Source organism: Rudaea cellulosilytica DSM 22992, assembly GCF_000378125.1.
Classification (GTDB): domain Bacteria; phylum Pseudomonadota; class Gammaproteobacteria; order Xanthomonadales; family Rhodanobacteraceae; genus Rudaea; species Rudaea cellulosilytica.
Genome location: NZ_KB899242.1, coordinates 684820 through 711182 on the forward strand (window position 1 = coordinate 684820; position 26363 = coordinate 711182).

29 protein-coding genes are annotated in these 26363 nt (G+C 63.7%); 15 read left to right on the top strand and 14 right to left on the bottom strand.

The features are described 5' to 3' along the window. Nucleotides 1-7 precede the first annotated feature (7 nt). Entirely contained in the window at nucleotides 8-364 is a 357-nt protein-coding gene (locus tag F455_RS20800; protein WP_018973703.1) for a YerC/YecD family TrpR-related protein, read from the bottom strand. 239 nt (nucleotides 365-603) lie between these two features. Here F455_RS20800 and F455_RS0112840 point away from each other — a divergent pair, with 239 nt between their 5' ends. Next, a complete protein-coding gene (locus tag F455_RS0112840) occupies nucleotides 604-1047 on the top strand; it encodes a nuclear transport factor 2 family protein (protein ID WP_245539990.1) in 444 nt (147 codons plus the stop codon). Nucleotides 1048-1081: 34 nt separating this feature from the next. Here the strand turns inward: F455_RS0112840 and htpX are convergent, their stop codons facing one another. Beyond that, on the bottom strand, nucleotides 1082-1963 hold the full coding sequence (gene htpX, locus F455_RS0112845; RefSeq protein ID WP_018973705.1) for a protease HtpX: 882 nt from the start codon (nucleotides 1961-1963) through the stop codon (nucleotides 1082-1084). Nucleotides 1964-2078: 115 nt separating this feature from the next. On the opposite strand from htpX, the gene gluQRS reads away from it, so the two are divergent. From gluQRS to F455_RS0112870, 5 genes are all read left to right on the top strand, one after another. Beyond that, nucleotides 2079-2948, top strand: coding sequence for a tRNA glutamyl-Q(34) synthetase GluQRS (gene gluQRS, locus F455_RS20805; protein WP_018973706.1), 870 nt, complete (start codon nucleotides 2079-2081; stop codon nucleotides 2946-2948). Between the two features lie 76 nt (nucleotides 2949-3024). Then, complete coding sequence (phbB, locus tag F455_RS0112855) at nucleotides 3025-3765, top strand: acetoacetyl-CoA reductase (protein WP_018973707.1); 741 nt, start codon at nucleotides 3025-3027, stop codon at nucleotides 3763-3765. Nucleotides 3766-4021: 256 nt separating this feature from the next. Then, nucleotides 4022-4516, top strand: coding sequence for a polyhydroxyalkanoate synthesis repressor PhaR (gene phaR, locus F455_RS0112860; protein ID WP_033410047.1), 495 nt, complete (start codon nucleotides 4022-4024; stop codon nucleotides 4514-4516). A gap of 99 nt (nucleotides 4517-4615) precedes the next feature. After that, nucleotides 4616-5362 (top strand): acetoacetyl-CoA reductase, encoded by a 747-nt coding sequence (phbB, locus tag F455_RS0112865; protein ID WP_018973709.1) that lies wholly within the window; start codon nucleotides 4616-4618, stop codon nucleotides 5360-5362. Between the two features lie 152 nt (nucleotides 5363-5514). Beyond that, nucleotides 5515-7503, top strand: coding sequence for a beta strand repeat-containing protein (locus F455_RS0112870; RefSeq protein WP_157578775.1), 1989 nt, complete (start codon nucleotides 5515-5517; stop codon nucleotides 7501-7503). A 22-nt stretch (nucleotides 7504-7525) separates the two neighbouring features. Here F455_RS0112870 and F455_RS0112875 read toward each other — a convergent pair whose 3' ends face one another. From F455_RS0112875 to bamJ, 4 genes are all read right to left on the bottom strand, one after another. Next, a complete protein-coding gene (locus F455_RS0112875; RefSeq protein WP_018973711.1) occupies nucleotides 7526-8101 on the bottom strand; it encodes a DUF2058 family protein in 576 nt (191 codons plus the stop codon). Nucleotides 8102-8199: 98 nt separating this feature from the next. Next, on the bottom strand, nucleotides 8200-8430 hold the full coding sequence (locus F455_RS0112880) for a SlyX family protein (RefSeq protein ID WP_018973712.1): 231 nt from the start codon (nucleotides 8428-8430) through the stop codon (nucleotides 8200-8202). A gap of 2 nt (nucleotides 8431-8432) precedes the next feature. After that, nucleotides 8433-9791, bottom strand: a complete 1359-nt coding sequence (locus F455_RS0112885) for a UDP-glucose dehydrogenase family protein (protein WP_018973713.1) — start codon at nucleotides 9789-9791, stop codon at nucleotides 8433-8435. A gap of 175 nt (nucleotides 9792-9966) precedes the next feature. Next, the gene (gene bamJ / locus F455_RS0112890) at nucleotides 9967-10776 is read right to left on the bottom strand and encodes a BamJ family beta-barrel-assembly machinery protein (protein WP_018973714.1); all 810 of its coding nucleotides are present in this window, start codon (nucleotides 10774-10776) and stop codon (nucleotides 9967-9969) included. Nucleotides 10777-11156: 380 nt separating this feature from the next. On the opposite strand from bamJ, the gene F455_RS0112895 reads away from it, so the two are divergent. From F455_RS0112895 to F455_RS0112915, 5 genes are all read left to right on the top strand, one after another. After that, nucleotides 11157-13100 carry an ATP-binding cassette domain-containing protein gene (locus F455_RS0112895; protein WP_018973715.1) on the top strand — a complete coding sequence of 648 codons (1944 nt, stop codon included), beginning with the start codon at nucleotides 11157-11159 and terminating at the stop codon, nucleotides 13098-13100. Between the two features lie 218 nt (nucleotides 13101-13318). Continuing rightward, on the top strand, nucleotides 13319-13792 hold the full coding sequence (locus F455_RS0112900; RefSeq protein ID WP_157578777.1) for a hypothetical protein: 474 nt from the start codon (nucleotides 13319-13321) through the stop codon (nucleotides 13790-13792). Between the two features lie 16 nt (nucleotides 13793-13808). Further along, complete coding sequence (locus F455_RS0112905; RefSeq protein ID WP_018973717.1) at nucleotides 13809-14186, top strand: GntR family transcriptional regulator; 378 nt, start codon at nucleotides 13809-13811, stop codon at nucleotides 14184-14186. After that, on the top strand, nucleotides 14179-15057 hold the full coding sequence (locus tag F455_RS0112910) for an ABC transporter ATP-binding protein (protein ID WP_018973718.1): 879 nt from the start codon (nucleotides 14179-14181) through the stop codon (nucleotides 15055-15057). Before F455_RS0112905 ends, F455_RS0112910 begins: the two co-directional genes overlap by 8 nt. Beyond that, nucleotides 15054-16106 (top strand): hypothetical protein, encoded by a 1053-nt coding sequence (locus tag F455_RS0112915; protein WP_211212323.1) that lies wholly within the window; start codon nucleotides 15054-15056, stop codon nucleotides 16104-16106. The genes F455_RS0112910 and F455_RS0112915 overlap by 4 nt, the downstream gene beginning before the upstream one ends. A gap of 61 nt (nucleotides 16107-16167) precedes the next feature. On the opposite strand, the gene F455_RS22105 is transcribed toward F455_RS0112915, so the two are convergent. Both F455_RS22105 and F455_RS0112925 read right to left on the bottom strand, forming a co-directional pair. Then, complete coding sequence (locus F455_RS22105) at nucleotides 16168-17397, bottom strand: hypothetical protein (RefSeq protein ID WP_018973720.1); 1230 nt, start codon at nucleotides 17395-17397, stop codon at nucleotides 16168-16170. Between the two features lie 135 nt (nucleotides 17398-17532). After that, on the bottom strand, nucleotides 17533-18927 hold the full coding sequence (locus F455_RS0112925; RefSeq protein ID WP_018973721.1) for a class II fumarate hydratase: 1395 nt from the start codon (nucleotides 18925-18927) through the stop codon (nucleotides 17533-17535). 143 nt (nucleotides 18928-19070) lie between these two features. Between F455_RS0112925 and purB the strand changes: the two genes are divergently transcribed. Continuing rightward, on the top strand, nucleotides 19071-20438 hold the full coding sequence (purB, locus tag F455_RS0112930; RefSeq protein ID WP_018973722.1) for an adenylosuccinate lyase: 1368 nt from the start codon (nucleotides 19071-19073) through the stop codon (nucleotides 20436-20438). Between the two features lie 49 nt (nucleotides 20439-20487). Here purB and gstA read toward each other — a convergent pair whose 3' ends face one another. Further along, nucleotides 20488-21111 (bottom strand): glutathione transferase GstA, encoded by a 624-nt coding sequence (gene gstA / locus F455_RS0112935; protein WP_026293348.1) that lies wholly within the window; start codon nucleotides 21109-21111, stop codon nucleotides 20488-20490. Between the two features lie 169 nt (nucleotides 21112-21280). Here gstA and F455_RS20815 point away from each other — a divergent pair, with 169 nt between their 5' ends. Genes F455_RS20815 through F455_RS0112950 form a run of 3 tightly spaced genes read left to right on the top strand, consistent with a single transcriptional unit; the run spans nucleotide 21281 to nucleotide 23441 of the window. After that, complete coding sequence (locus F455_RS20815) at nucleotides 21281-21688, top strand: winged helix-turn-helix transcriptional regulator (protein ID WP_018973724.1); 408 nt, start codon at nucleotides 21281-21283, stop codon at nucleotides 21686-21688. Continuing rightward, a complete protein-coding gene (locus F455_RS0112945) occupies nucleotides 21685-22899 on the top strand; it encodes a cupin domain-containing protein (RefSeq protein WP_018973725.1) in 1215 nt (404 codons plus the stop codon). The genes F455_RS20815 and F455_RS0112945 overlap by 4 nt, the downstream gene beginning before the upstream one ends. After that, nucleotides 22896-23441: a Smr/MutS family protein gene (locus F455_RS0112950; protein WP_018973726.1), complete on the top strand. Its 546-nt coding sequence runs from the start codon at nucleotides 22896-22898 to the stop codon at nucleotides 23439-23441. Before F455_RS0112945 ends, F455_RS0112950 begins: the two co-directional genes overlap by 4 nt. Here F455_RS0112950 and F455_RS22970 read toward each other — a convergent pair. The 5 genes from F455_RS22970 to ftsB form a co-directional block, all read right to left on the bottom strand. Continuing rightward, a complete protein-coding gene (locus F455_RS22970; RefSeq protein WP_157578779.1) occupies nucleotides 23434-23658 on the bottom strand; it encodes a hypothetical protein in 225 nt (74 codons plus the stop codon). The two genes, F455_RS0112950 and F455_RS22970, sit on opposite strands and share 8 nt — an antisense overlap. Nucleotides 23659-23775: 117 nt before the next feature. Then, nucleotides 23776-24840, bottom strand: coding sequence for a tRNA pseudouridine(13) synthase TruD (gene truD, locus F455_RS0112960; RefSeq protein ID WP_018973728.1), 1065 nt, complete (start codon nucleotides 24838-24840; stop codon nucleotides 23776-23778). A gap of 10 nt (nucleotides 24841-24850) precedes the next feature. After that, nucleotides 24851-25324 (bottom strand): 2-C-methyl-D-erythritol 2,4-cyclodiphosphate synthase, encoded by a 474-nt coding sequence (gene ispF / locus F455_RS0112965; protein WP_018973729.1) that lies wholly within the window; start codon nucleotides 25322-25324, stop codon nucleotides 24851-24853. Then, entirely contained in the window at nucleotides 25324-26025 is a 702-nt protein-coding gene (gene ispD, locus F455_RS0112970; RefSeq protein WP_033409812.1) for a 2-C-methyl-D-erythritol 4-phosphate cytidylyltransferase, read from the bottom strand. The genes ispF and ispD overlap by 1 nt, the downstream gene beginning before the upstream one ends. Continuing rightward, nucleotides 26012-26353 carry a cell division protein FtsB gene (gene ftsB, locus F455_RS0112975; protein ID WP_018973731.1) on the bottom strand — a complete coding sequence of 114 codons (342 nt, stop codon included), beginning with the start codon at nucleotides 26351-26353 and terminating at the stop codon, nucleotides 26012-26014. The genes ispD and ftsB overlap by 14 nt, the downstream gene beginning before the upstream one ends. Nucleotides 26354-26363: the final 10 nt, after the last annotated feature.

Here is a 26363-nt window from a genome sequence, read left to right on the forward strand (position 1 = left end):
GTCCCACTCAAACGGATTTCTTCGCGGCCGCCGCAGGCCTGCCGCGCTTGCGCAGCGAGGGCACCGCGCGATGCTCGATCGCGGCGCGATAGCCGCCGCTGCCTTCGGCGAGGAAGCGCGCGACGCGGCCGATCGTCGTCACGCTGACGCCGGTGCGATCGTGGATCTCGCGATAGGCCACGCCTTCAAGCAGGTACGGCACCACGCGCCAGCGATCGATCAGCGCCTCCAGTTCCGACGGAGTGCAGAGGTCGCGCAGGAACGAGCGCATTTCGGCGACGCCGCGCATGGCAAGCAGCGCATGACAGAGGTTGTCCTCAGCCGATTCCTTCGTGGTTTCCGGATCGATCTGTTTGCGTTTCATGCCTGAATACTAGCAGATCGAAACTCTCAAATCAATGTAATAATGCATTAATACATAATTTCGGATATTCGCGGAATTCTTCACGTCTTGATGGACGCGATGTCGCTGATTCCACTGACGAGTAACGCAGCGCAGTGCTGGCAATCGCGATCGGCTGCGGCGCTTTTTCGTTGCGTTTGCATGCATGTCGTTACGGTGTCGTCGCGCATGGTCGCGGATCTTGCGATACGATCCGGCGCATGACTTCCCCAACCGCCACCTCGGCAATGGAACCCGATCTCACCACGGCCGCGGAGCATTTGGCCGCACGGGAAGAACTGCGTCGGCGCGAGCCGGTGTTCCACCATCCCGAATTCGGTACGACGCGCGCCGACTTCGAACGCATGACAGACGAGGCGTTCTGGGAGGTCGGCGCCTCGGGCCGGCGCTATTCGCGCGAGTACGTTCTAGCCGTGCTCGAGGAGCGCGGGCGCAGTCCGACCGATGAGAAATGGGAAGTGCGCGACTTCCATTGCGCCGAAATCGCCGCCGGCAACTATCTCGTCACCTACACGCTGCGGCAGGAAGAGCGCCTGACGCGCCGCGCATCAATCTGGCGCAGGACAGCTGCTGGATGGAAGATCGTCTTCCATCAAGGCACGGTCGTTGCCGATTCGAGTCCTGCGCCGGCACCCTGCGCTTGACGCGCTAAACAGCCTTTCCGCCACTGGGCTAGGTTCAGCCTTTCTGCAGCGCCGCGATGCGTTCTGCGATCGGCGGATGGCTCATGAACAGACGCGCGATGCCGCTGTCGCCGGCGATGCCGAAGGCCACGAGTGCCTTCGGCAAGCCCGTATCGCCGTGATCGCCAGACAGCGTGCGCAGGGCCGAAATCATGTTTGCGCGGCCGCCAAGCTGCGCGCCGCCCGCATCGGCGCGGAATTCACGCCAGCGCGAGAACCACATGACGATCATCGTCGCGAGCACGCCGAGCACCAGCTGTAGCACCATCGTGATGACGAAGTAGCCGATGCCGTAGCCGCCTTCACGGTCGCGGTTGCCCGAGATCGCGTTGTCGATGACGCTGCCGAGCACGCGCGCGAGGAACATGACGAAGGTGTTGACCACGCCCTGGATCAATGCCAGCGTCACCATGTCGCCGTTGGCGACGTGGCTGATCTCGTGGCCGAGCACGGCCGAGACCTCGTCACGGTTCATGCTCTGCAACAGACCGGTCGATACGGCAACAAGCGCGTGATTTTTGCTTGCACCGGTGGCGAAGGCGTTCATCTCGGGCGCCTCGTACACGGCGATCTCGGGCATGCCGATGCCCGCGTTCTTCGCATGCTGCGCGACCGTGTTGAACAGCCATTGTTCGCTCGCGTTGCGCGGCTGATCGATCACCTGCGCACCGACCGACATCTTCGCCATCGTCTTCGACAGCAACAGCGAGATCAGCGAACCGCCGATGCCGAACAATGCGCAGAACACGAGCATGCCGGCGAGGTTGATGCCGCTATGCGCGTAGGCCCAGCGATCGAGGCCGAAGATCGAGGCGACCACGCTCAACACGAGCATGATGGCGAGGTTGGTCAACAGGAACAGAACGATGCGCAGCATAAGATCCCTACCCGGATAGAAATTCCCGCACGCGTGGCGCAGGCGTAATGGAGTTTTTGGGTAAACTGACTGCGTTTTCAAGCATGCGCCTGATGCGGCCAGCCTACCATTCAGCATGAGCTATCGCGGTCGCTTCGCCCCTTCGCCTACCGGCCCGCTACATTTCGGCTCGCTCGTGGCGGCCGTCGGCAGCTGGTTGCGGGCACGATCGCAACACGGCGCATGGCTCGTCCGCATGGAAGACCTCGATCCGCAGCGGGAGGTTCCCGGAGCGGCCGAAGATATCCTGGCCACGCTGGCGGCGTTCGGCATGGAATCCGACGAGCCGGTGGTTTGGCAAAGTCGGCGCGAAGAAGCCTATGACGCGGCGTTCGCGCACTTGCGCGAACACGTGTTTCCCTGTTGGTGCAGTCGCAATGATCTCGCAGCTGCCGAAGGCATGCATCGCGGCGCCTGCATCGCCACAGTGGATTCCACGCGTGCGCCGGCCTGGCGCCTGCGCGTGAACGATCGCAGCGTCGGCTTTGTCGATTTACTGCAGGGCGAGCATGTGCAGAATCTATTGCGCGACGTCAGCGACTTCGTCGTGCGCCGCGTCGAAGGTGGCTACGCCTACCAGCTTGCCGTGGTTGTCGACGATGCCGAGGCCGGCATCACCGAGGTCGTGCGTGGCGCCGACTTGCTCGACTCGACGCCGCGACAGATCTACCTGCAACAACTGCTCGGCGTACCGACGCCGGGCTATCTGCACTTGCCGCTCGTGCTCGACTGCACCGGCGCGAAACTGTCGAAGTCCGAGGCTGCGCTGCCGATCGATCGCGACGATCCGATACCCGCCCTGCGTACGGCACTCGATTTCCTCGGCCTGCGCCACGCAGCGCGAGCGTCCGCGCCCAATCCGGCGGCGCTGCTCGCCGCCGCCGTGCAGCATTTCGACCTCACGGCAATACGCACAAAGTCCGATAGGTTTCCTGCCTTGGACTGACATACCGAGCGTGTACAATCGAGAAAAATATTCCGTCGGCTGAGCCCAGCCGTCGCACAACCGGAGGGAGCAAGTCATGACGTCTCGCGTAGCACTCGTTACAGGCGGCACCGGCGGCATCGGCACGGCCATCGTCAAGCGCCTCGCGGCGATGGGACACAAGGTCGCCACCAACTACCGCGACGAAGCCAAGGCCAAGGCCTGGGCAGACAAGCTCAAGTCCGAAGGCGTCGATGTGCTGCTGGTCAAGGGCGACGTGTCCGACACTGCTTCTTCCGAGGCGATGATCAAGGAAATCGAGTCCAAGCTCGGGCCGATCGACATCCTGATCAACAACGCCGGCATCACCCGCGACACCACCTTCCACAAGATGAGCGCGATGCAGTGGCAGGAGGTGATCAACACCAACCTCAACTCGGTGTTCAACGTCACCCGTCCCGTGATCGAAGGCATGCGCAACCGCAAGTGGGGACGCATCATCCAGATCAGTTCGATCAACGGCCAGAAAGGCCAGTACGGCCAGGCCAACTACGCTGCGGCCAAGGCCGGCATGCACGGCTTCACGATCTCGCTCGCGCAGGAGAACGCCAAGTTCGGCATCACGGTCAATACGGTCTCGCCGGGCTATGTCGCCACCGAGATGGTCATGGCCGTGCCCGAGGACGTGCGCAACAAGATCGCCGCGCAGATCCCGGTCGGCCGCCTCGGCGAGCCGGAGGAAATCGCCTACGCGATCGAGTTCTTCGTCAAGGATGAGGCCAAATGGATCACCGGCGCCAATCTCGCCATCAACGGCGGGCAATACATGGGTTGGTAGCAGATTTGTTTTTCGGCTGATCCGCGCGTGCTGGTTGCGTGCGCGAACGGCGCAAGCCGACCGCTGAGGGGCGGCTGTAGAGATCCTAATGATGGCTTCGCCGGACGTGTCACCCGGCGAAGCATGGGCGCCGATCGAGGCTGCCCAGCGGGGGGGACCGTACCGGCCCATCGGCCCCGACGGTTGCCCGCTCCAGCCCGCCATGCTGCGCAGCATTACACTGGTGCACCGCGGCACAATCTGCTACTTTTGCGGCATGGCACAAACCCGCATTATCAAAAAATATCCGAATCGCCGCCTCTACGATACGGAGATCTCGAGCTACATCACGCTCGAAGAAGTCCGCCAGCTCGTGCTCGACGGCGATGCTTTCGAAGTCCGCGACGCCAAGACCGGCGAAGACCTGACCCGCACCGTATTGCTGCAGATCATCGCCGAGCACGAGGGCCACGGGCAGCCGATGTTCACCACCCAGCTGCTGTCGCAGGTGATCCGCTTCTACGGCGATTCGATGCAGGGCTTCATGGGCAGTTATCTGGAAAAGAGTCTGCAGATCTTCCTCGATCAGCAGGGCAAGTTTCGCAGCCAGCTCAACAACATCCTCGGGCAGACGCCCTGGTCCATGCTCAACGACATGACCGAGCGCAACCTCGACCTGTGGAAGTCGGTGCAGGACAACTTCCTCAAGTCCGCCGCATCCGCCGCACAGGCGCAGCAGGCAGGTGCGCCCAAAAAGGACGGCAAGCCCTGATACGGCGCACTGCCGCATCCGTTCCCGCTGCGCAGCATGTGCTGCGCAGCACGAAGACCAGCCCATCCTCGCGATGGGATTTTTTTTGATGAGGCAAGAATGAAGAAACGCATCGCACTGGTTACCGGCGGCATCGGCGGCCTCGGCACCGAAATCTGCAAGCATCTCGCCGATGCCGGTTGCATTGCGGTTGCCGCCGACCTGGGTAGCCGGCCCGAACGCCTTGCCGAGTTCCAGGACGAGATCAAGGACTACGCCGGCAAGATCTTCTTCGAACCATTCAACGTGGCCGATTTCGATTCTTGCGCCGCGCTGATCAAGCAAGTCGAGGCGACGCATGGTCCGATCGATATCCTCGTCAATGCCGCTGGCATCACCCGCGACACGACGCTGCGCAAGATGTCGCCGCAGCAATGGGTCGATGTGCTCAAGATCAACCTCGACGGCGTGTTCAACATGTGCCGCAACGTCGTCGATAGCATGAGCGATCGCGGCTTCGGCCGCATCGTCAATATCTCCTCGGTCAATGGGCAGACCGGCCAATTCGGCCAGACCAACTATTCCGCGGCCAAGGCCGGCATGCACGGCTTCACCATGGCCCTCGCACGCGAAGTTGCGCGCAAGGGCGTGACCGTCAACAGCGTCTCGCCGGGCTACTGCAACACCTCGATGGTGCGCGCGATCCCCGAAAACGTGCGCAGCCAGATCGTCGCGAGCATCCCGGTCGGCCGTCTCGGCGAACCTTCCGAAATTGCGCGCGTCGTCGCATTTCTCGCGGCCGACGAATCGGGTTTCATCACCGGCGCGAACATCCCGGTGAACGGCGGCTATTTCATCGACTTCTGATGCTGTCGGCGCGGTGACTTTCAGCCTGCATCCGAATTAGAATCGGCGAACAGTTGCAATCAAGGCAATACCTGACGTCAACGCGCGGAATGCGCAAAGGGGACGTGGTGCCGAACTCGTTCAAGAGCGCAGGAAAGTCGACGCGATCGCTGATGTCGTTGTGTGTCTGCCTGATGCTGCTGGCGATGCCAGTGGTGTCCGCAGCCACGGTGATCACGGCATTTCCACAAAGCGTCACCGTCGCGGAGGGGACGACGTTCAACAGCATCGACGATGGCCCGGTCGCGATCTTCGAGGACGACAATCCCGCGGCGACAGCGGCCGATTTCACCGCGACGATCGATTGGGGAGATGGCTCCCCGACCACGACCGGCGCGATCGCCGTCAACGAGCCACAGTTCTCGGTGCTCGGCACGCATACCTACGCGGACGAAGGCACGTTCACGGTCACCGTGACGATCAACGATGTCTCGCCGGGCACGGGAACAGCAACGGTCTCGACCACGATGACGGTCACCGAAGCCGACGTCCTTTCCGGAACACCGCGGACGTTTTCCGGCGCACCCGGCACTTCATTCTCCGCTACCGTGGCGATGTTCACCGATACTTTGACGACCAACACGGCCAGCGATTTCACCGCCACGATCAATTGGGGCGACGCGACGATCAGTGCGGGAGCGGTGAGCGGCAGCGCCGGCTCGTTTCGGGTCATCGGCACGCACACCTATGCGGCTCCCGGAATTTTTTCGGTCGTCGTGACTCTGAACGACGATGCGCCCGGCACAGCGACCGCCCAGGTCACGAGCACGGCCATCGTCAGCAATACTCTGACCGCGGCTGCGCTCGACATCTCGCCGACGGAGCACGCCGCGTTCAACGGCAACGTCGCCACATTTACGGACAGCGACACGTCAAGAACGGCGGCATCCTTCATCGCTTCGGTGACCTGGGGCGACGGTACGACTTCTTCAGGCACGGTTGCCGGGAGCAACGGCGCGTTCACCGTCAGCGGACAACACACCTACGCGGACGAAGGTAGCTTTGCGCTGAGCGTCACGGTTGCCGAAACTGCCCCGGGCATCGCGACATCTACGGCAACTGCCACGGCCACCGTGAAGGAAGCGGACGTGCTGTCGGGAACGCCGGTCACATTTTCTGCGACCGCAGGCAGTTCATTCAGCGGCACGGTCGCGCATTTCGCCGATACCGATACGGTCAACGTGGCTGGCGACTTCGTCGCGACGATCAATTGGGGCGATGGCACGACGACTCCCGGAACCGTGAGCGGCGGTGCCGGCGCGTTCCTGGTCAGCGGCACGCATACCTACGTGAGTTCGGGCAATTTTTCCGTCGGCGTCACGCTGAGCGACGATGCACCCGGCACGGCTACGGCGACTGTAACCAGCTCCGCAAACGTCAATAGCACGTTGGTTGCGACAGCAAGCAATCTATCGGCAACGGAACACACCGCCTTCAGCGGCACGGTAGCGAGCTTCACGGACAGCGACATCACCAAAACGACGGCGTCCTTCACCGCCTCGATCAACTGGGGAGATGGCACGACCACGTCGGGCACGATTGCCGGCAGCGCCGGCTCATTCACGGTCGCCGGCCAGCATACGTATGCGGATGAAGGCAGCTTCCCACTGAGCGTCACCGTCACCGAGAACGCGCCCGGCACGGCGACGTCCACAGCGAGCGCAACCGCAACCGTCAATGAAGCAGACGTGCTGACAGGAACGTCAGTCGTTTTTTCGGCAACACAGTGGAGCCCGTTCAGCGGTACGGTCGCTCGCTTCACCGACACCGACACAGTCAGTACCGCCGCCGATTTCGTCGCGACGATCGATTGGGGCGACGGGACGACGTCGGCAGGAGTCGTAAGCGGCGGATCCGGCGCATTCCTGGTCAGCGGCACGCATACCTATGCCAGCCATCAGACCTTCACCGTCATCGTGACTCTGGCCGATGACGCACCGGGTACAGCCACGGCCACCACGACCAGCACTGCCAATGTCGCCGCGCCAGCACCTGCCGTTCCCGCGCCATTGCTGGGCCGATACGCCTTGATCTTGCTTGCGTTCGTGCTTGCTGGCGCAGGCCTGCGACTGATTCGCGGCGCTGGGCGACGCGTCGTGTGACCGATGGATTGACCTGCCGGGCCTACCAGACCAGGTCAGCCGGCACGTCATCCTCGGACGGAGCGTTCGGATCGCAGAGCAGGACCAGCGCGTGTTCATCGATCGCCTGGGCCTGCAGCGCGATTTCGCGCGCTACGAGCAGATAGCGACCCGCGAGCTGAGCGACGCCGAGTTCGCCGCGGTTGAGTTCGGCGAGCTGCGCCGACGTGCAGTAAACGCGGCGGATCTTGTTGCCATGCGGGAAATGGCGCGGCATTTCGGCATCGGCCGAATTGAGCGCCTTGTCGGCGAGCAACTGCGCGAGCTTTTGCTTGCGTTCGCGCTTCTCTTTCGCATCCTGCTCGGCTTTGCGCTGCGCAGCCTCGCGCTCTTCCTTTTCCTGCTTGGCACGCAAGCCGTACAAGTGAGCGAGATTCGGTTCACGCGCAGCGTTTTGCACCTGCGCCGGCGGGTCGCGTCGGGGCGGTCCGCCAGACATCGGACGATTCTGGCGTTTTTCGGCCTGCCGCGGTTTTTCGCGCACGGGCGGCGGTGCCTCAGCCTTGATCTTCTTGACCAGACCGGATTTCAGCAGTTGATCGCGGAGCGATTCGGACATAAACAAATTCGAACAGATCTTACCGAGGCCCGGATTTTATTTGAAAAATGCGGCCAAGGATGGCCGCTTTTCGACTTGCGTTCAAGAACGACCACCAGCTAATAGTGTGGAGGCGGAGGCTCGTCGCGCGCGTCATGTCCCGCGGTCTGCATGCCCGCCAGTTCGCTGCGCAGGCGTTCGAGCGCACGCGCCATTTCCGCAATCGTACGATCTTGCGACGCCACCGTCGTGTCCAGACTTTGCACGGTACTGTCGAGAAAGGACAGACGCACTTCCAGCTCGGTCAGGCGTTGTTCGATCGACCCCGGATTTGTGTCGCTTGCGCTCATGTTCAATTCGTCGCCTTGGGCCTTCCGCCCTGCAGGCTGCGTCCGCGCCCGATGCCATAGTACGCAATGCCGGCCGCCTCCACCGCCGCCGGCTCGTAGATGTTGCGCCCATCGAAGATCGCCGGCGTCGCGAGCTTCGCCTTGATCTGCCCGAAATCCGGACTCCAGAACGCCTTCCACTCGGTGACAATGACGAGTGCGTCCGCACCGTCGAGCGCCGCATCGGCATCCTCACACAGAACCAGATCCTCGCGTTCGCCATAGATGCGTCGTGCTTCCTCGCGCGCCTCCGGATCGTAGGCACGCACCTTCGCGCCCGCATTCCACAATTGCTCGAGCAGGCGCCGGCTCGATGCCTCGCGCATGTCGTCGGTGTTCGGCTTGAACGCGAGACCCCAGACGGCGATCGTCCGGCCCTTCGGCGCGCCACCGAAGTGGCGCTCGATCAGCTCGTAGAGCTTTTCCTTCTGCGCATCGTTGACCGCCTCGACCATGCCGAGCAGGCGTGCCTCGTAGCCGTGGCTGCGCGCCGTGCGCTCGAGCGCGCGCACGTCCTTGGGAAAACACGAGCCGCCGTAGCCTGCGCCCGGATAGATGAACGAGTAGCCGATGCGCGGATCCGAACCGATGCCGTGGCGCACCAGCTCGATGTCGGCACCGACGCGTTCGGCGATGTTCGCCATTTCGTTCATGAAGCTGATCTTGGTCGCGAGCATCGCGTTCGCCGCGTACTTGGTCAGCTCGGCCGAGCGCACGTCCATTAGCACGATGCGCTCGTGGTTGCGGTTGAACGGCGCGTACAGCACCTTCATCTGCTCGATCGCGCGCGCGCTGTTCGAGCCAATCACGATGCGATCGGGGCGCATGCAGTCCTTGACCGCATCACCTTCTTTGAGGAATTCGGGGTTGGAGACGACGTCGAAGGCGACATCGACTTTGCGTGCGGCAAGTTCACCCGCAATCGCCTCGCGCACGCGGTCGGCCGTGCCGACCGGCACGGTGGACTTGTTGACGATCACCGCCGGCCGTTCCAGGTGCTTGCCGATCGTGCGCGCGACCGTGAGCACGTGCGAAAGATCGGCACTGCCGTCCTCGTCGGGCGGCGTGCCGACGGCAATGAAGATGACCGAACCGTGCGCGATCGACGCCGCGGCGTCGGTGGTGAAGCGCAGACGCTTCTTCGCCCGGTTCGCAGCGACAAGATCCTCGAGGCCCGGCTCGAAGATCGGAATCTCGCCGGCATCGAGGCGCGCCACTTTGGCCGCGTCGATATCCACGCAGACGACTTCGTTGCCCACCTCGGCCATGCATGCGCCGGTAACCAGACCGACATAGCCGGTGCCGAATATGCTGATTTTCATCTGTGGAATTGTAACGGGTCGCTATGTGAGGTGTGACCATGTAGCCACAAAAACTTCAGCGAGAGGTGCTTTGACGCCACGCCGGCAACGGCTCGAAGTGTGGCACATGAATGTCGGACACAAAAAAAGCGCGGATCGCTCCGCGCTTTTTTCGAATGCAAGTTGCAGCGCGAGGTTACTGCTTCGCAGCGGCGGGTTTATCCACCGGCTGCGGCGTCTTGTCACCCGCGGCTGCCGGCGGTTCGATGCTGAGCAGCGTGACTTCGAACACCAGCGTCGCATTCGGACCGATCGGACCCGGGCCGTTCTCGCCGTAAGCAAGCTTGGACGGCACGTAGAACTTGTACTTCGACCCGGTCGACATCAGCTGCACGCCTTCAGTCCAGCCCGGGATCACGCCGTTGAGCGGGAACGTCGCCGGACCACCGTGGTCGGCCGACGCGTCGAACTTGGTGCCGTCGATCTTGGTGCCGAGGTACTCGACCTTGACCGTATCGGTGGCCTTCGGCTTCGCACCGGTGCCTTCCTTGATCACCTCGTACTGCAGGCCCGAGGCGGTGGTCTTCACGCCCGCCTTGGCTTTGTTCTTGGCAAGGAACGCATCGCCATCGGCCTGGTTTTTCTTCGCTTCCTCGGCACGCTTGGCCATGGCCGCGGCCTGATGCTTCTGCATGAACTCCTGGTTGACCTGGTTGAGCTCCTCCGGAGTCAGCTTCGGCTTGACGCCCTTGAGGCTTTCCTGCAGCGCTGCGACGAGCGCGGCCTGGTCGACTTCGTCCTTGATCTGCGAAAGATTCTCACCGACTTTGGTGCCTACGAGATAGCCGAATTTTTCCTTCTCGCTCTTGAACTTGGCGTCGATCGCCTTGTTGGCGACCGGAGCCGCCGGTGCTGCGGCCGGGGCCTGCGCAAACGAAGCGCTGGCGACGGACATCGCGGCAGCCACGGCCGTGGCGGTCAGGGTCTTGCGCAAAAACTGGGTCATGTATGCTCCTGGTAACTCGAAAGAACGTTCGGTAGGCGATCCGCACGCGGATCCGAAATGCCATGCGCTCATCGCGCCGGCGCGAAAAGGCTGCGTATTGTGCGGCTCCCATCCCGCGAAGGCAAATCAACCGCACTGTTCGACTCGGGTGTCCGGCAGTGGTTCCGCAGTGGCGAAGTTCCGTTCAGGTTCGAGTCGCCTGCGCTCTTCGCAAGGCCTGCACAAGCCCACCCCCAAGCTTGGCAGACCGCGCCGAGTTCAACGTAAGGTCGACTCGGCCACGATGAATCAAACACTTGCATGCTCGATGCACGCTGGGCCATCCATGGCCCGCGAAAACTCTGCATCCGCGCAGAGTTTCCTTCGGGTAAAATGCGCGCATGCTGCGTTTCGACGACCTCGCGCTGCGGCGCGGCCCCCTGCTTTTGTTCCAATCCATGACCCTGCAACTGCACGCCGGCTGGCGTGTGGGTATCAGCGGGCGCAACGGTGCGGGCAAATCGAGCCTGCTGGCGCTGGTCGCCGGCGACCTGCAACCCGACGCCGGTCATTTCGAGCGGCCGAAGAACTGGACCCTGGCTTGGGTCAAGCAGGAAGTCGAAGCACTGGACGTCAGCGCGCTCGACTACGTACTCGACGGCGACACCGAGTTCCGTCAGATCGAACGCGATCTCGTCGTCGCGGAGGCCGAGCACGACGGCATGCGCCTGGCACACCTGCACGAACGCCTACTTGCGATCGACGGCTATTCTGCACATGCGCGCGCGGGCGCACTGCTGCACGGCCTCGGCTTTGCCGCCGGTGCGGAGACGCGCAATGTGCGCGATTTCTCCGGCGGCTGGCGCATGCGCCTCAACCTCGCCCAGGCACTGATGTGCCGTTCGGACCTGCTCCTGCTCGACGAGCCGACCAACCACCTCGATCTCGACGCGGTGATCTGGCTCGAAGGCTGGTTGAAAAAGTATACCGGCACTCTGCTCGTGATCTCGCACGACCGCGAATTCCTCGATGCCGTCGCCACACACATGCTCAGCATCGCCGAGCAGCGCGTGGAACTGTTCGCCGGCAATCTGACCGGCTACGAGCGCAAGCGCAGCGAGCGTTTGGCCCAGCAGCAGTCGATGTACGAGAAGCAGCAGCGCGAGCGCGCTCACCTGCAGAAGTTCGTCGACCGTTTCCGCGCGCAGGCGACCAAGGCGCGCCAGGCGCAATCGCGCATCAAGGCGCTCGAACGCATGGTCGACATCGCGCCGATCCGCGCGGCGTCGACGATACGCTTCGAGTTTCGCCAGCCCGCAGCGATGCCCGACCCGCTGCTGCGTCTCGACGAGGCCGCGGCAGGCTACGGCGAGCGCCGCGTGCTCGAGCGGATCAAATTCAACCTCGTGCCCGGCGATCGCGTCGCCCTGCTCGGCGCAAACGGCGCAGGCAAATCGACCTTGATCAAGCTGCTCGCCGGGCAACTCGCCCCAATGGGCGGTGAAATGATCGCCGCGCGCGATCTCAAGATCGGCTACTTCGCCCAGCACCAGCTCGAACAGCTTCATGCGACGTCGACCGCGGTCGAGCATCTGCTCGAACTCGACCCCGCGCTCGGCGAACGCGGCGCGCGCGATTTCCTCGGCGGCTTCGGCTTCCAGGGCGACCGCGCGCTCGAACCGGTCGCGCCGTTCTCGGGTGGCGAGAAGGCACGGCTATGCCTAGCGCTGACCGTCTACCAGAAACCGAACCTGCTGCTGCTCGACGAGCCGACCAACCATCTCGACCTCGACATGCGTGAAGCGCTGACCGAGGCGCTCAATGACTACGAAGGTGCGCTCGTCCTCGTCTCCCACGACCGCGCGCTGATCCGTACCTGCTGCACCACCTTGCTGCACGTCGGCGGCGGCCGTGTCGCCGACTACGACGGCGATCTCGACGACTATGCGCGCATCGTGATGCGAGCGAACGCGGAAGATGCCGTCGGTACCGAGGCTCCCGCCGCGTCGGGCAAGAGCAAGAAAGAGCAACGCCGCGAACGCGCCGACGCGCGGACGAAAGCCGCGCCCGCGGTGGATTCCGCCGTCGAGGGCCGTGAGCGCGTCGCGCTGCAGCGATCGCTGCGCAAGAAGCTCGCCGACCTCGAAAAGCGCATGGCCGCACTCGAAGCGGACAAACGCGCGCTCGACGCCAAGCTGGCCGATCCCGCGTTCTATGCTAAAGCGTCGACTACGCAGATGCTCGAACTGAGCCAGCAATCGAATGCCCTGGCGAGCGAGATCGGCGCGACGGAAGAAGCTTGGTTGGCTGCTCAGCACGAGCTTGAGCAAGCCGAAACGGCCTGAGCCGCGCGCAAATTCGCCCTGAAGTTGCTGCCAGCCGGCCCTGCGGTAGCGCTCTTTCGCGCCGGCGAATTATTTTTCTCCAATAAAATCAATAAGTAATTCGCCTTCTCGTTTCGCGACGAAGTTTTTTATCAATGTTTATTGACATCTCGTGGTTTAGTGTTATAGTTACATACAACACCACTTCATCGACTCACAGAGTCACCACGGAGATGATCATGAACACGTCCACCCCAATTATCCGGCTCGGCTTGCTCGCGCTTACGGGCGCGGTCATCCTCGGTGCGGCAACCCTGCATTCGAGTCCTGCTCCGGTCGCTGCCCACGCCACTTCCATGTTGCCCGTCGTCAGCCTCGGCACGGTGACGGTGCGTCCCGATGCCGCCGACCTGGCCGTTGCTTCCGCCGCCGCAGTGCTTCCCGTGCTGCCCACCGTCCATGTGACCGCCAGCGAAGAGGAAATTCTTGCCGCGCGCATCGACCCCAGCGATCGCATCCAGATCCTGTCGACGATCGTCGTGCAGCCCGGAGCCGAAGAAGTTGCCGCAGCGATGCGCGCCACTGCCGTGGCCCAAGTCGGCGACGACGAAGAACGCAGTTTCCTCGTGCGCGCGGTCGCCGAGCCCCACCGCCTGCGACTGGACATGCCCTACTATTCCTTCGGCAAGGTTTTGACCCGCAACGGCAAGTGAGAGCACGGCCATCGCCATGAGCGTAACCTGGAACGACAATGCCCCGATCTATCGCCAACTGCGCGATCGAGTCGTGGCAATGATCCTAGACGGCGTACTCAAGCACGGCGACGCGTTGCCGTCGGTGCGTCAGGTCGCGGCGGATTTTCAGCTCAACCCGATCACCGTGTCCAAGGCATATCAGGAGCTGGTCGACGACAATCTCGTCGAAAAGCGCCGCGGCCTCGGCATGTACGTCGCCGAAGGCGCGCGCGAAGCCCTGTTGCGCAGCGAACGCGAACGCTTCCTGCGCGAGGAATGGCCAATACTGCGTGATCGCCTGAACCGCCTCGGCCTGGATCTTTCCACCCTGCTCGACACCGCGAAGAACACGAACGGCACCTCGCATGAATGACGTCAGCGCCACCACGACCAATATCGTCCGCGCGCGCGGCTTGGCCAAGCGCTACGGCAGCACCGTCGCACTCGACCGCGTCGATTTCGACATCGCCGCAGGGCGAATAGTAGGCCTGATCGGCCCGAACGGCGCGGGCAAGACGACCGCACTGAAGGCGATCCTCGGCCTCGCCGAATTCGAGGGCGAGCTCTCGGTGCTCGGCCTCGACCCGCGCACCCAGCGCACGCAACTGATGCAACAGGTCTGCTTCATCGCCGATGTCGCCGTGCTGCCGCGCTGGCTGCGCGTGTCCGAAGCGGTCGACTTCGTCGCCGGCGTGCACCCGCGCTTCTCACGCGAGAAATGCCTGGCCTTCCTCGCCCGCACCAAACTGCAACCGACGCAGCGCGTGCGTGAGTTGTCCAAGGGCATGATTGTGCAGTTGCATCTGGCTCTGGTCATGGCGATCGACGCCAAGCTGCTTGTGCTCGACGAGCCCACCCTGGGCCTCGACATCCTCTACCGCAAGGAGTTTTACCAGAACCTGCTCAACGATTACTTCGACGAGCAGAAAACGATCCTGGTGACGACCCACCAAGTCGAAGAAATCGAGCATATCCTCACCGACTTGATCTTCATCAAGGATGGCCGGCTCATCGTCAACGCGAGCATGGACCAGATCGGCGAGCGCTATGCCGAGGTCATGGTCGGGCCGGACAAGGTTGAAGCGGCACGCGCGCTCAAGCCGCTCAACGAACGCGGCATCTTCGGCAAGACCGTGTTCCTGTTCGACGGCGTACCGCAGGCGCAACTCGCCCAGCTCGGCGAACTGCACAAGCCGAGCGTCGCCGACCTGTTCGTGGCGACGATGAAGGGGACCTACGCATGAACGCGCCGTCTGAAATCAGGCAAGCCGCAATGACCAAATCGAATCCGATGCAAACCTTCCTCTGGCTGCTCAAGCGCGAATACTGGGAACACCGCGGCGGATTCTTCTGGGCGCCGCTGATCGCCGGCGGCGTGGTGATCGCCATCGCCCTGCTCAGCCTGGTCGTCGCCGAAGCCACGGCCGCGCGGCACGGCATCAACCTGGGCGGCATGAACCTCGACACGATCGCGCACAACATGACCGCCGACCAGATCGCGCAGTTCAACGCAGGCCTGACCGTGGGCCTGATGGCCCTGTCGATCCCGATCATGATCACGCTGTCCTTCGTCGTATTTTTCTACCTGCTCGGCGCGCTCTACGATGACCGCCGCGACCGCAGCGTGCTGTTCTGGAAGTCGCTGCCAGTTTCAGATCTCGACACGGTACTGTCCAAGGTCGTCGCCGCCGTGCTTGTTGCACCGGCGCTCGCGATCGCTGCGACGATAGTTCTGCATCTCGCTTTTCTGATTCTGGTCAGCGCCTATGCCGGCCTGCACAGCGTCAATCCGCTGCCACTGTTGTGGAACCCGGCGCCGCTGCTGGCGATGTGGACCAAGCTGATTCTGCTGATTCCGCTCAACGCACTGTGGGCTCTGCCGACGGTCGGCTGGCTGCTGCTCTGCTCGGCATTCGCGCGGTCCAAGCCGTTCCTGTGGGCGGTGGCCGTACCGGTCGCGTTCGGCGCGGTCATGGGTTTCACCCACCTGCTCCAGCAACTCTCGATTCCGAGTGCGTGGTACTGGAAGAACATCGTCGGCCGTATCCTGTTCGGCGTCGTTCCCGGCGGCTGGTTCGATATCGGCGGCAACGGTGGGATCAGGGCGCTGTCCACAGGCGACAATGTCAACATCGCCCTCGACCGCTTCGATTTGGTGAACTCGCTGTTGAGCTGGAACCGCATCCTGGGCGCACTGGCCTCGCCCGAATTGTGGATCGGTGTCGCGGCCGGCGTCGCCCTGATCGTCGCGGCGATAGCGTTCCGCCGCCACCGCGTCGAGACCTCGGTCTGACGCGAGCAGTCGCGAAACGCGGCGCATCGCGCGCCGCGTCGTTCGATTCAAATCGCCGAACTCAGAGTTTCTCGCTGACGATCCGGTAAGCGTCGCCGCTCTTGATCAAGCCCGACTGGTTCAAGTCGATCTCGCCCTCGAGCCAATAGCGATCAAAACCGAGGTCGGTGCGGCGGAACACGACCGCATGACTGCGGTAGATGTAGAACAGATCGCCGTAGCGCAGATCGCCCGGCCCAATGCTCGCCGCGATGACCTTCGCATCGTTGAAATGCCGCTCCATGTCGCTGCGTACCTTCGCTGCCGGCACATGCGCGGTGAACATCTTCGGCTCGCTGTGCATCGCGCGCAGACTGGGATTGGACACCTCGCGTATTGCCTCGTCGACGCGATAGCGGTCGGCGGAAGTCTTCGATAGTTCGGCGCGATCGAGGTTGAGCTCGCCCTCGACCCAGAACAACTCGACGCGATTGCGGTCGCGCCGCACGACCGCGCGCACGGGACCGCGGATGAAGATTTCATCACCTTTACGCAACTGCACCGGACCGATCGCCCCAACCGCCGGGCGGCCAAGATTGAACTGGTTTTCGAACGCGTGCTTGATCGCCGCCGTATCGGCGACGGGCGCCGTGTGTCCGACCTGCGCTGCCTTCGCCGACGGCGCGGGCGAAATCGTGGCGACTGCGGTCGTGGGAGCAGGCGCGGGCGCTGCAGGCGCCGACGACACAGGCTTCTCGGCGGCGGGAGGGCTGGGCAACGGCGCGGCGGCGGCCGGCGCGGGCGCAGGCTTTGCAAGTGCCACCTGGGGCGGCTCCGCGCTCTTCACGGGTGTCGACTCCCCCGCCGGCGGCGATTCGGCTGCGGCGGGTTCCGCGGCAACAGCAGCAGGACGGGTCTCGGCACGCGGTGCCGTCTTTGCGGGCGCTGCTGGCGCAGCCGGTTCGACCGCAGGGGCCGGCTTCGCGGCCACCGCCGCTTCGGGCTTTGCCGCCTTGTCGACGTCGACGATGCGCACCAGCACGTTCTCGAAAAACGCGTCGCTGGTCTTCACCTGTACGCCCGGGGCTGCCGCTCGAATCTTGCCGGCCGCCTTCGCCTGCCAGTATGGCGGCGTCGTCACGACGATGGTCTTGCCGCTTGCCGCGGCCTGGCGCGCGATCTCCGCCAGTTTGGCGTCAGCTGCACCCGACTCGAAATCCTTGCCGTCGATAGCCAAGTCCTGCGCATGCAGTGACACCGACGCGAGCACGCACATCACTCCGAAAACGAAAAACTGCTTGGACCACAACATCTTCTCTGCCCCTGTGTAAAAGAAATACGGCAGCGAAAAGCTGCCGCGTCGCTGGCCGCTTGATACGTTCGTGTCCCCGCCAGCGCAAGGGCCCGACGCGAAATCTGTGACGCAGCGAACAAACTACGTCACATTTTAGCCGCCGGACGAGCCGCCGTGCACGCCGCCACGCGTCAAAGCGGCCGGATCGAGCAGTTTTTCCAGTTCCGCCTTCGACAAGCCGGTGGTTTCGAGCGCGACATCGAGAATCGGTCGGCCCTCCTTGTAGGCACGCTTAGCCGCGGCAGCGCCTGCCTCGTAGCCGATCACCGGATTCAATGCGGTGACAAGGATGGGATTGCGTGCGAGTGCCTCGCCGACGCGATCGCGGCGCACCTTGAACCCCGCAATCGCACGATCGGCGAGCAGGCGTGATGCGTTGGCGAGAATTTCTATACTTTGCAACAAATTGTACGCGATCACCGGCAGCATCACGTTGAGCTGGAAGTTGCCGCTCGCGCCGGCGACAGCGATCGTCGCGTCGTTGCCGATCACCTGCGCCGCGACCATCGCCGTAGCTTCGGGGATCACCGGGTTGACCTTGCCCGGCATGATCGAGGAACCCGGCTGCAGCGCCGGCAACTCGATCTCGCCGATGCCCGCGAGCGGCCCCGAGTTCATCCAGCGCAGGTCGTTCGCGATTTTGGTCAGCGATACGGCCAGCGTCTTGAGCTGGCCGGACAGTTCGACCGCGGCATCCTGCGAAGACATGCCCTCGAAGAAATTCTTCGTCGAAACGAAACGTACGCCAGTCGCGCGGCTGAGTTCCTTGCAGATGCCCGGGCCGAGCCTGGCGTCGGCATTGACGCCGGTGCCGACCGCCGTGCCGCCCTGCGCCAGCGCGCGCACGCGCTCGAGCGCGCTTTCTATGCGCGCGATGTTCGAGACAATCTGCGCCGACCAACCGGACAACTCCTGGCCGAAAGTCACCGGCATGGCGTCCATCAGATGCGTGCGGCCGGTCTTGACGACCTTGTTCAACTCCTTCGCGCGACGATCTATCGTCTTGCGTAGATGCTTGAGCGCTGGCAGCAGCTTATCGCTCACCGACAATGCCGCGCTGACGTGAATCGCGGTCGGAATCACGTCGTTCGATGACTGGCCCATGTTGACGTCGTCATTCGGATGGACCTTCAGGCTCGCGGACGAAGCCAGATGCGCGATGACCTCGTTCGCATTCATGTTCGACGAGGTCGCCGAGCCGGTCTGGAACACGTCGATTGGGAACTGCGCGTCGAACTCGCCCATGGCGACTCGTTCGGCCGCCTTGGCGATCGCCTTCGCCTTGGCTTTCGACAGATGGCCGAGACCGCCGTTGACCCGCGCCGCCGCCGCCTTGATCAGGCCGAGCGCACGGATGAACTCGCGCGGCATGCGCAGGCCGGAGATCGGAAAATTGTCGACCGCGCGCTGCGTTTGCGCGCCGTACAAAGCCTCGGCAGGCACCTTGAGCTCGCCCATGCTGTCGTGTTCGATGCGGAAGTCGGCCATATCGTTCTTCACTGACTGCGATAGACCTGGGAGTTTGCGCCCGCGTGGAACGAAATCAAGATAAATGCAGTCATTTCGGCTTTTTGCCGAAATGACGGGTTGGCTGTTGGTATCATTTGCGCCCCCAAAAGCACCACCCGCCCATGACCCATTCGACCCTCACCGCCCTGTCGCCGCTCGACGGCCGCTATGCCGCCAAGGTCGAGGCCTTGCGCCCGATTTTCAGTGAGTACGGCTTGATGCAGCGCCGCGTCCTCGTCGAGGTGCGCTGGCTCGAGGCATTGGCCGACGCGGAAGCGATCGTCGAAGTCGCGCCGTTCTCCGCGGCGGCGCGGGCGAAATTGCGCGCGATTGCCGACGCGTTTGCCACGATCGACGGCGACAAGGTCAAGGAAATCGAACGCACGACCAACCACGACGTCAAGGCGATCGAGTACTTCATCAAGCAGCGCATCGGTGACGATGCGGAACTGGCGAAAGCCAAGGAGTTCGTCCATTTCGCCTGCACCAGCGAGGACATCAACAACCTCGCCTACGCGCTGATGCTGCGCGACGCACGCGATGGCGTACTGCTGCCCGCGCTCGACGGCGCAATCGCCAGGCTGCGCGAACTCGCACACACGAATGCCGCGCTGCCGATGCTGTCGCGTACGCACGGCCAGACCGCTACGCCGACCACGCTCGGCAAGGAACTCGCCAATGTTATCGCGCGCCTCGAACGCCAGCGCAAGCAGATCGCGAACGTGGAAATCCTCGGCAAGATCAACGGCGCGGTCGGCAATTACAACGCGCATGCGATCAGTTATCCCGAGGTCGACTGGCCGGCGCTGGCGCAACGCTTCGTCGAATCGCTCGGCCTCGTGTTCAATCCCTACACGACGCAGATCGAGCCGCACGATTTCGTCGCCGAGTTGAGCGACGCAGTGCGCCGTGCGAACGTGATCCTCATCGACCTGTGCCGGGACGTCTGGGCCTACATCTCACTCGGCTATTTCAAGCAGGCGCTCAAGGCCGGCGAAGTCGGCTCGTCGACAATGCCGCACAAGGTCAATCCGATCGACTTCGAGAACGCGGAAGGCAACTTCGGCGTCGCCAACGCGCTGTTCGGCCATTTCGCCGAGAAGTTGCCGATCTCGCGCTGGCAGCGCGACCTGACCGATTCGACCGTGCTGCGCACGCTCGGCACCGCCTTCGGCCACACCCAGATCGCACTCGACTCGCTGATGCGCGGCTTGGGCAAACTCAATGTCGATCCTGCGCGCCTCGCCGCCGATCTCGACGCGAACTGGGAAGTGCTCGCCGAAGCCGTGCAGACCGTGATGCGCCGCCACGGCCTGCCTGAGCCGTATGAGCAACTCAAGGCACTCACGCGCGGCCAGGGCATCACGCGCGAATCGATGCGCGCATTCATCGCCGGTCTCGCCCTGCCCGATGCGGACAAACAGCGCCTGCTGGCGCTGACACCGGCGGGCTACATCGGTGCGGCCGAGTCACTCGCCAAAAATATTTGATCAGTAAGGAAACGTGGCCGGACGATGGTGATCGTCCGGCCAGCGGACATCAGGCTGCTGCCTGGTGCTTGATCAGACCTTCCTCGGCCATCGCCGCCTGCACGGCCGGACGTTCGTGGACGCGTTTCTGGAACGCCTGCAGCGCAGGGAACTCGGACAGATCGAATTTGATCGCCGCGGCCCATCTCGTGACTACGAAAAGATACGCGTCGGCCGCACTGAACTTGTCGCCGAGCAACCAATTCTGTTTGGCGAGAATGTTCTCGACGAATTGGTAGCGCTTGCGCAGGTAAGCTTCGCGTTCGGCAAGCGTTTCCTTCGGCGTGTCCGGCTTGAAGAACGGACTATAGGTCTTGTGGATCTCGGAATTGATATAACCGAGCATTTCCTGCAGCCGTGAACGCGCCAGCGTGCCGTTCGGAGGTGCGATGCCGCTCTCCGGCTTTTGATCGGCCAGGTACTGCACGATCGCCGGTCCTTCGGTGAGCACTTCGCCGCTGTCGAGCTCGAGCGCCGGCACATAGCCCTTCGGGTTGATCGCGAGGTAGTCGCGGCCGGTTTCGGTCTGCTTCGTCTTGGTGTCGACTTTTTCGATCTTCAGCGGCAGGCCGATTTCATGCGCGACGATGTGCGGGGAAAGCGAGCAAACGCCGGGGGAATAATACAGTTTCATGATGACTTTCTCCTTCATGGGAAACGACTCGCACCCAAGCCGCGCGGCCGTCGCGGCGGGGAGGCAGTATCGTACCTATACCAAGTTACTGTTGGATACCATCTAACCCGGTGTAACTGATAAAATGTGGTATCCCGCGAGTAACTTGCAAACCAACGAGTAACCATCCATGGGCCTGCCGCTGCGCAAAAGCAAAGTCGATCCGCCGCCGAGTTGTCCGCTGACAAGAAGCCTGCTGCTGCTGCGCGGCGCCTGGGCGCCGAACGTGATCTGGGCGCTCTCGGGCGAGCCGCGCCGCTTCGGCGAATTGCGCCATGACATTCCGATGATTTCCGCGCGCGTGCTCTCCGCGCGCCTGCGCGAACTCGAGACGCGCGGCCTGGTCTCGCGCCACCTGCTCGACACTTCGCCACCGTCGGCCGAGTACACGCTGACGGAACTGGGCCGCGAAGTCATGCCCGCGATCAAGGCGTTGATCGCGGTTGGCCACAAGCTGCCCGATGTCGATGGACGCGCGCGCAACAACGTACGCAAAGCGGTCACTACGGCCTCGCCCCCAGCGCGAATCGCGGCATGAAGCCAAGCACGGGAAAGCACCCCGGGGCACCGGCGATCGAAGTCCGTGCAAGGCCAGGCCAGCCGCTCGGCATGTCGCCGCGCCAGTTCCTGCGTGACTACTGGCAAAAGCAGCCGCTGCTGATTCGCGGCATGTTTCACGAAGGCGTCAACGCCGTGGCGCCGGATGATCTCGCCGGCCTCGCCTGCGCGGAGGCCGCACTTTCGCGCATCGTCTTGCGCGACGAAAAGCACAATCGCTGGACGTTGCGCAACGGCCCGTTCCGTGAACGCGACTTCGCCCGTCTGCCGAAGACGCGCTGGACCCTGCTCGTGCAGGACGTCGACAAGTGGGACATGGACGTAGCCGCCCTGCTCGACCGCTTCGCCTTCCTGCCGTCGTGGCGCATCGATGATGTGATGGTGAGCTACGCTACCGATGGCGGCGGCGTCGGTCCGCATGTCGACCAGTACGACGTCTTTCTCGTGCAAGGCATAGGCTACCGCCGCTGGAGCATCGATGCGCAGCCGCGTGCGTTCTCGCCTGCGGAGTTCCGCGACGACAGCGAACTGAAACTGCTGCGCGAATTCTCGCCCACGCACGATTGGCTGCTCGATCCTGGCGATGCCTTGTATTTGCCGCCTGGCGTCGCCCATGACGGCGTCGCACTCGGCGAATGCACAACCTATTCGATCGGCATGCGCGCGCCGTCGCGTGCGGAACTGCTGTTCGACTTCGCCGAGTTTCTCGCCGAGCCATTGACCGAAAACGATCGCTACGTCGATCCCGACCTCGTTCCTGCGCAAGACAGCGGCGAAATCGACGAGGCGGCGCTGGCGCGGGTGCGCCAGGCGTTGCCGCATTTTGCCAACGTGGAAAAAACGACATTGGCGCGCTGGTTCGGCTCCTTCATCACCCGTTATCGCAGTGCGCAGATCGTGGCCACGCCGGGTCGCGAGATCGGCCTGGCCGAGCTGCAGCGGCGGCTGTCGAAGTCCAACGTCCTGCGCAATCCGTTCAGCCGTTTCGCCTGGCGCCGCGACGGACGCGAGGCCGAGTTGTTCGCCGCCGGCGCGGCGCTGCGCTGCCCGACGGGACTGGCTCGACTGCTCGTCGCCGAGCGCGAGATCGACGGGAATGCGTTGGCCGGATTGACGACCACCCCGCAGGCTCTGGCGACGCTCAAGGCTCTGTTCGATGCCGGGTATCTGCAACTTATCCGCCGGCGATGACGAAGCGGCGCGCGCCCACGGTCAGCAGCGACGACCACGATCTGTTCGTGCAGTCGATCGGCAGCGTGCGCCCGATCCGCCAGCTCGTTGTCGAGAACCACAGGCCGCGACCGCCACCCGAGCCGATGCAGTCGCGCCTCGATGAGGCGCGCGTGCCGGGCGAATTGATCGATTCGGACATCGATCCCGCACTGATGGAAGTCGGCGAGGAATTGAGCTACCTCAAGGACGGCCACTCGCCGCTGCTGCTGCGCAAGCTCAAGCGTGGCCAGTTCAGTGTCGCCGACGAGATCGACCTGCACCAGATGACCCAGGCCGTGGCGCGCGAGGCGATCGCGCAGTTCCTCACCGAGAGCCGGCGCGAACGCCGCCTCTGCGTGAAGATCATCCACGGCAAGGGATTGCGCTCGCGCAACGAAGGGCCCGTGCTCAAGCGCCTGGTCGACGGCCTGCTGCGTCGCCGCTCCGAAGTGCTCGCTTTCGCCTCGGCGAAAGCGAATCAGGGCGGCACGGGTGCCGTGATCGTATTGTTGGCTAGTTGACCGAGCTTGCGGAATCCAGGTTCTTCGGCTTCTGTGGAAGATTGATCCACATTATCCGCGCACCCTTGGTTTCCGCCCACTGATTGACGGCGATCACTTTGCCCATGTCGACATCGGTTCTGACTTCGTAATTCGCCTGCTGGGTGCCACCCATCGATGCGCATCCGCCCAGAGCCAAGGACATGCCCGCAACAAAAAGCACTATCGAACGCTTCATGGCAACCTCCAAAGGAACCTGCCAATGCGGCCAGCGACCGCTTGCCGCTGAGTTCACTATAGGCGAACGCGCAAGATTTGCATGTGCCGAAAGTGCTTGCTTACCCAGAAGTGCGACCTAGACAGCCGTTTCTGGACCTTCGCGTTCCGAAGTCGGCGCGCCGACCGAGGCCGCCGTCCAAGCGCAGATTTCGCGCAATACCGTGGTGGCATAGGCGCCGGCCGGCAGCGAAAACGCCAGTTCCAGGTCACGATCGGTCGACCAGTTCACCGAAAAATCCCCCGGCCGCAAGGCCAGCGCGCGGCGTTCCTGGTTGAGGCCGTTCGCCTCAAGCCCGGCCGCCAGCGGTGCATACTGGGCGACGACGACGCTTTCGATCTGCGCAACCTCCTCGACGCTGCGCAGCGCACCCTTGCCCCAGAGCGGCCCGGTCAGGCCGATATCGCCATCGCCGAAACGGCGAAGCAGCTCGTCGCCGAGTGGCTCCGGCCCGAAGACGCTGTGCGTGCCTGCGAGCATCCACACCTCGCCGGCCAGCGGCGTGCGCCAGTTGCCGGCTTCGACGCGCGCGGCAAGCACCGCGTTGAACAGGTGCGAACGCGCCGCGGACAACAGCAGGCTGCGCTCATGCCGCTGTACTCTCCGACCCTCGAACATTCGCAATGCGCGTTCGACGTTGGCGCCGCCGCGACCGAAGCGTTGTTCGCCGAAATAGTTCGGCACACCCTGTTCCACAATGGCTGCGATTCGGACTTCGACCGCGCCGCGATCGCCGGCAACACCGCGCAGGACGATCCGGAAATGGTTGCCCTTGAGCGCGCCGCGTTTGAGCTTGCGGCTGTGGCGCCGGGCGTCGAGGACGCGAAACTCCTCGTGCTGCAGCGCTCTCCAGTCGGGGTCGGGTTTGCCCGCCAGGTGCAGCGAAAAGGTCTGTCGCGTGACCGCATGGCGGTCTTTCAATCCCGCGTAGCTCACGGCATCGGGAGCGATGCCCGCATACTTCGCCAGCTCGCGCGCGACGAAATCGGTGTTCGCACCGCGCTTCTCCACACGCAGGAACACGTGCTCGCCGGCACCGTCGGCAGCGAAACCCAGGTCTTCGTCGACGAAAAAATCCTCGGGGACCGTGCGCAGCGTGCCGGTCAGCGGCGGACCGCCGTGGGCGTAGGGGAGTTCGGCCATGCTGTGTCCTTTAGCGCGGCACGAGCAGGACCACGGCGAACGCCGCAATGCCCTCGCCGCGCCCGGTGAAGCCGAGCTTCTCGCTCGTCGTCGCCTTGATCCCGATCTGGCCTGCACCCGCGCCGAGATCGACGGCGAGGTGCTCGCGCATAGCCTGCGCGTGCGCTGCAACCTTCGGCCGCTCGCAGACAATCGTGATATCGGCGTTGCCCAAGGTGTAGCCGTGCTCGTGCATCAGTTCGGCGCAACGGCGCAGGAACACGCGGCTGTCGGCGCCGCGCCAGCGTTCCTCGGACGGCGGAAAATGCATGCCGATGTCGCCGAGCGCGAGAGCGCCGAGGATGGCATCGCAGAGTGCGTGGATCGCCACGTCGCCGTCCGAGTGCGCGACCACGCCCTGTGTATGCGCGATACGCACGCCGCCGAGGACGATATGGTCGCCCGGACCGAATGCATGGACGTCGAGACCTTGACCGATGCGCATCAGCGTTCCCTCCCGAGCAGGAATTCCGCCAGCATCATATCTGCCGGCGTCGTCACCTTGATATTGCTTTCGGCGCCCTCGACCAGCAGCGGTTTGAATCCTTTCCGTTCCATTGCCATTGCCTCGTCGGTAACGGCGATGCCGGCCGCGCCTGCCGACTCGAGTGCCGCGACGAGTTCGCCGTGGCGGAACAGCTGCGGCGTCAGCGCGCGCCAGCGCGCCTCGCGCGGCTCGGTCGCGACCGCGCGGCTGTCCGCATCTGCGCGTTTGAGAGTATCGCGCAACGGCGCGGCAAGCAGCGCGCCACCCGCGGCGATACCGAGTTCGATCAGGCGCGTGATGTCATCCTCGCGCACGCAGGGCCGTGCCGCATCGTGCACGAGTATAAAATTATCCTTTTCCACTTTATCGACCAGCGCGCGCAGGCCGGCCAGCACGGAATCGGCGCGTTCGCCGCCACCGAGGCAGCTCAACACCGGTTTGCCGCGCAGCGAAGAGAGGTCTGGCCAATGCGGATCATCCACGGCCAACGCGACCATGAGGCCGGCGATGCGCGGATGCGCGGCAAGCCGCTCCAGCGTATGCAACAACAGCGGCTTGCCCGCGAGCGGCAGGTATTGCTTCGGCACCCCGCCGCCGAAACGCGAGCCGCGGCCGGCCGCCGGCACCACGCACCAGAGCGCGGCGTCAATGCTGGGCATCGCGGCTCTTATCGGCGCCGGCCTTGTCCGTCCCGACCTTGGCTTCGCCGGGCGCCGGTTCGACCACCTGGTAGAAGATTTCGTCGGGCTTGATCAGGCCGAGTTCGGTGCGCGCGCGTTCCTCGATCGCGTCCTTGCCGTTGCGCAGATCCTCGACGTCGGCTTTCAGCTGATCATTGCGCTGCTGCAGTTTCGCGTTCTCGGCCTTCTGCTCGGCGATCTGCGCCTGCAGGCGTGCGATCTCGCGAAAGCCCCATTCGCCGGCCCACAGCTTCACGCCGAGGGCCAGCAACAGCGCCAGCAGGATCAGGGCAACCCAACGCAGCACGCCGAGTGCC

Bases quoted from the DNA above. Each gene is read 5' to 3' on its own strand.
- phbB (WP_018973709.1), top strand. From the start codon at position 4,616: ATGAAGAAACGCATCGCACTGGTTACCGGCGGCATCGGCGGCCTCGGC.
- F455_RS22105 (WP_018973720.1), bottom strand. From the start codon at position 17,397: ATGTTGTGGTCCAAGCAGTTTTTCGTTTTCGGAGTGATGTGCGTGCTC.
- ispF (WP_018973729.1), bottom strand. From the start codon at position 25,324: ATGCGCATCGGTCAAGGTCTCGACGTCCATGCATTCGGTCCGGGCGAC.
- F455_RS0112900 (WP_157578777.1), top strand. From the start codon at position 13,319: ATGAACACGTCCACCCCAATTATCCGGCTCGGCTTGCTCGCGCTTACG.
- F455_RS0112905 (WP_018973717.1), top strand. From the start codon at position 13,809: ATGAGCGTAACCTGGAACGACAATGCCCCGATCTATCGCCAACTGCGC.
- F455_RS0112880 (WP_018973712.1), bottom strand. From the start codon at position 8,430: ATGAGCGCAAGCGACACAAATCCGGGGTCGATCGAACAACGCCTGACC.
- truD (WP_018973728.1), bottom strand. From the start codon at position 24,840: ATGGCCGAACTCCCCTACGCCCACGGCGGTCCGCCGCTGACCGGCACG.
- gstA (WP_026293348.1), bottom strand. From the start codon at position 21,111: ATGAAACTGTATTATTCCCCCGGCGTTTGCTCGCTTTCCCCGCACATC.
- F455_RS0112840 (WP_245539990.1), top strand. From the start codon at position 604: ATGACTTCCCCAACCGCCACCTCGGCAATGGAACCCGATCTCACCACG.
- phbB (WP_018973707.1), top strand. From the start codon at position 3,025: ATGACGTCTCGCGTAGCACTCGTTACAGGCGGCACCGGCGGCATCGGC.
- F455_RS0112875 (WP_018973711.1), bottom strand. From the start codon at position 8,101: ATGTCCGAATCGCTCCGCGATCAACTGCTGAAATCCGGTCTGGTCAAG.
- purB (WP_018973722.1), top strand. From the start codon at position 19,071: ATGACCCATTCGACCCTCACCGCCCTGTCGCCGCTCGACGGCCGCTAT.
- F455_RS0112950 (WP_018973726.1), top strand. From the start codon at position 22,896: ATGACGAAGCGGCGCGCGCCCACGGTCAGCAGCGACGACCACGATCTG.
- htpX (WP_018973705.1), bottom strand. From the start codon at position 1,963: ATGCTGCGCATCGTTCTGTTCCTGTTGACCAACCTCGCCATCATGCTC.
- F455_RS22970 (WP_157578779.1), bottom strand. From the start codon at position 23,658: ATGAAGCGTTCGATAGTGCTTTTTGTTGCGGGCATGTCCTTGGCTCTG.
- F455_RS0112895 (WP_018973715.1), top strand. From the start codon at position 11,157: ATGCTGCGTTTCGACGACCTCGCGCTGCGGCGCGGCCCCCTGCTTTTG.
- ispD (WP_033409812.1), bottom strand. From the start codon at position 26,025: ATGCCCAGCATTGACGCCGCGCTCTGGTGCGTGGTGCCGGCGGCCGGC.
- F455_RS0112925 (WP_018973721.1), bottom strand. From the start codon at position 18,927: ATGGCCGACTTCCGCATCGAACACGACAGCATGGGCGAGCTCAAGGTG.
- F455_RS0112915 (WP_211212323.1), top strand. From the start codon at position 15,054: ATGAACGCGCCGTCTGAAATCAGGCAAGCCGCAATGACCAAATCGAAT.
- F455_RS0112910 (WP_018973718.1), top strand. From the start codon at position 14,179: ATGAATGACGTCAGCGCCACCACGACCAATATCGTCCGCGCGCGCGGC.
- F455_RS0112885 (WP_018973713.1), bottom strand. From the start codon at position 9,791: ATGAAAATCAGCATATTCGGCACCGGCTATGTCGGTCTGGTTACCGGC.
- gluQRS (WP_018973706.1), top strand. From the start codon at position 2,079: ATGAGCTATCGCGGTCGCTTCGCCCCTTCGCCTACCGGCCCGCTACAT.
- phaR (WP_033410047.1), top strand. From the start codon at position 4,022: ATGGCACAAACCCGCATTATCAAAAAATATCCGAATCGCCGCCTCTAC.
- F455_RS0112870 (WP_157578775.1), top strand. From the start codon at position 5,515: ATGTCGTTGTGTGTCTGCCTGATGCTGCTGGCGATGCCAGTGGTGTCC.
- F455_RS0112945 (WP_018973725.1), top strand. From the start codon at position 21,685: ATGAAGCCAAGCACGGGAAAGCACCCCGGGGCACCGGCGATCGAAGTC.
- F455_RS20815 (WP_018973724.1), top strand. From the start codon at position 21,281: ATGGGCCTGCCGCTGCGCAAAAGCAAAGTCGATCCGCCGCCGAGTTGT.
- F455_RS20800 (WP_018973703.1), bottom strand. From the start codon at position 364: ATGAAACGCAAACAGATCGATCCGGAAACCACGAAGGAATCGGCTGAG.
- bamJ (WP_018973714.1), bottom strand. From the start codon at position 10,776: ATGACCCAGTTTTTGCGCAAGACCCTGACCGCCACGGCCGTGGCTGCC.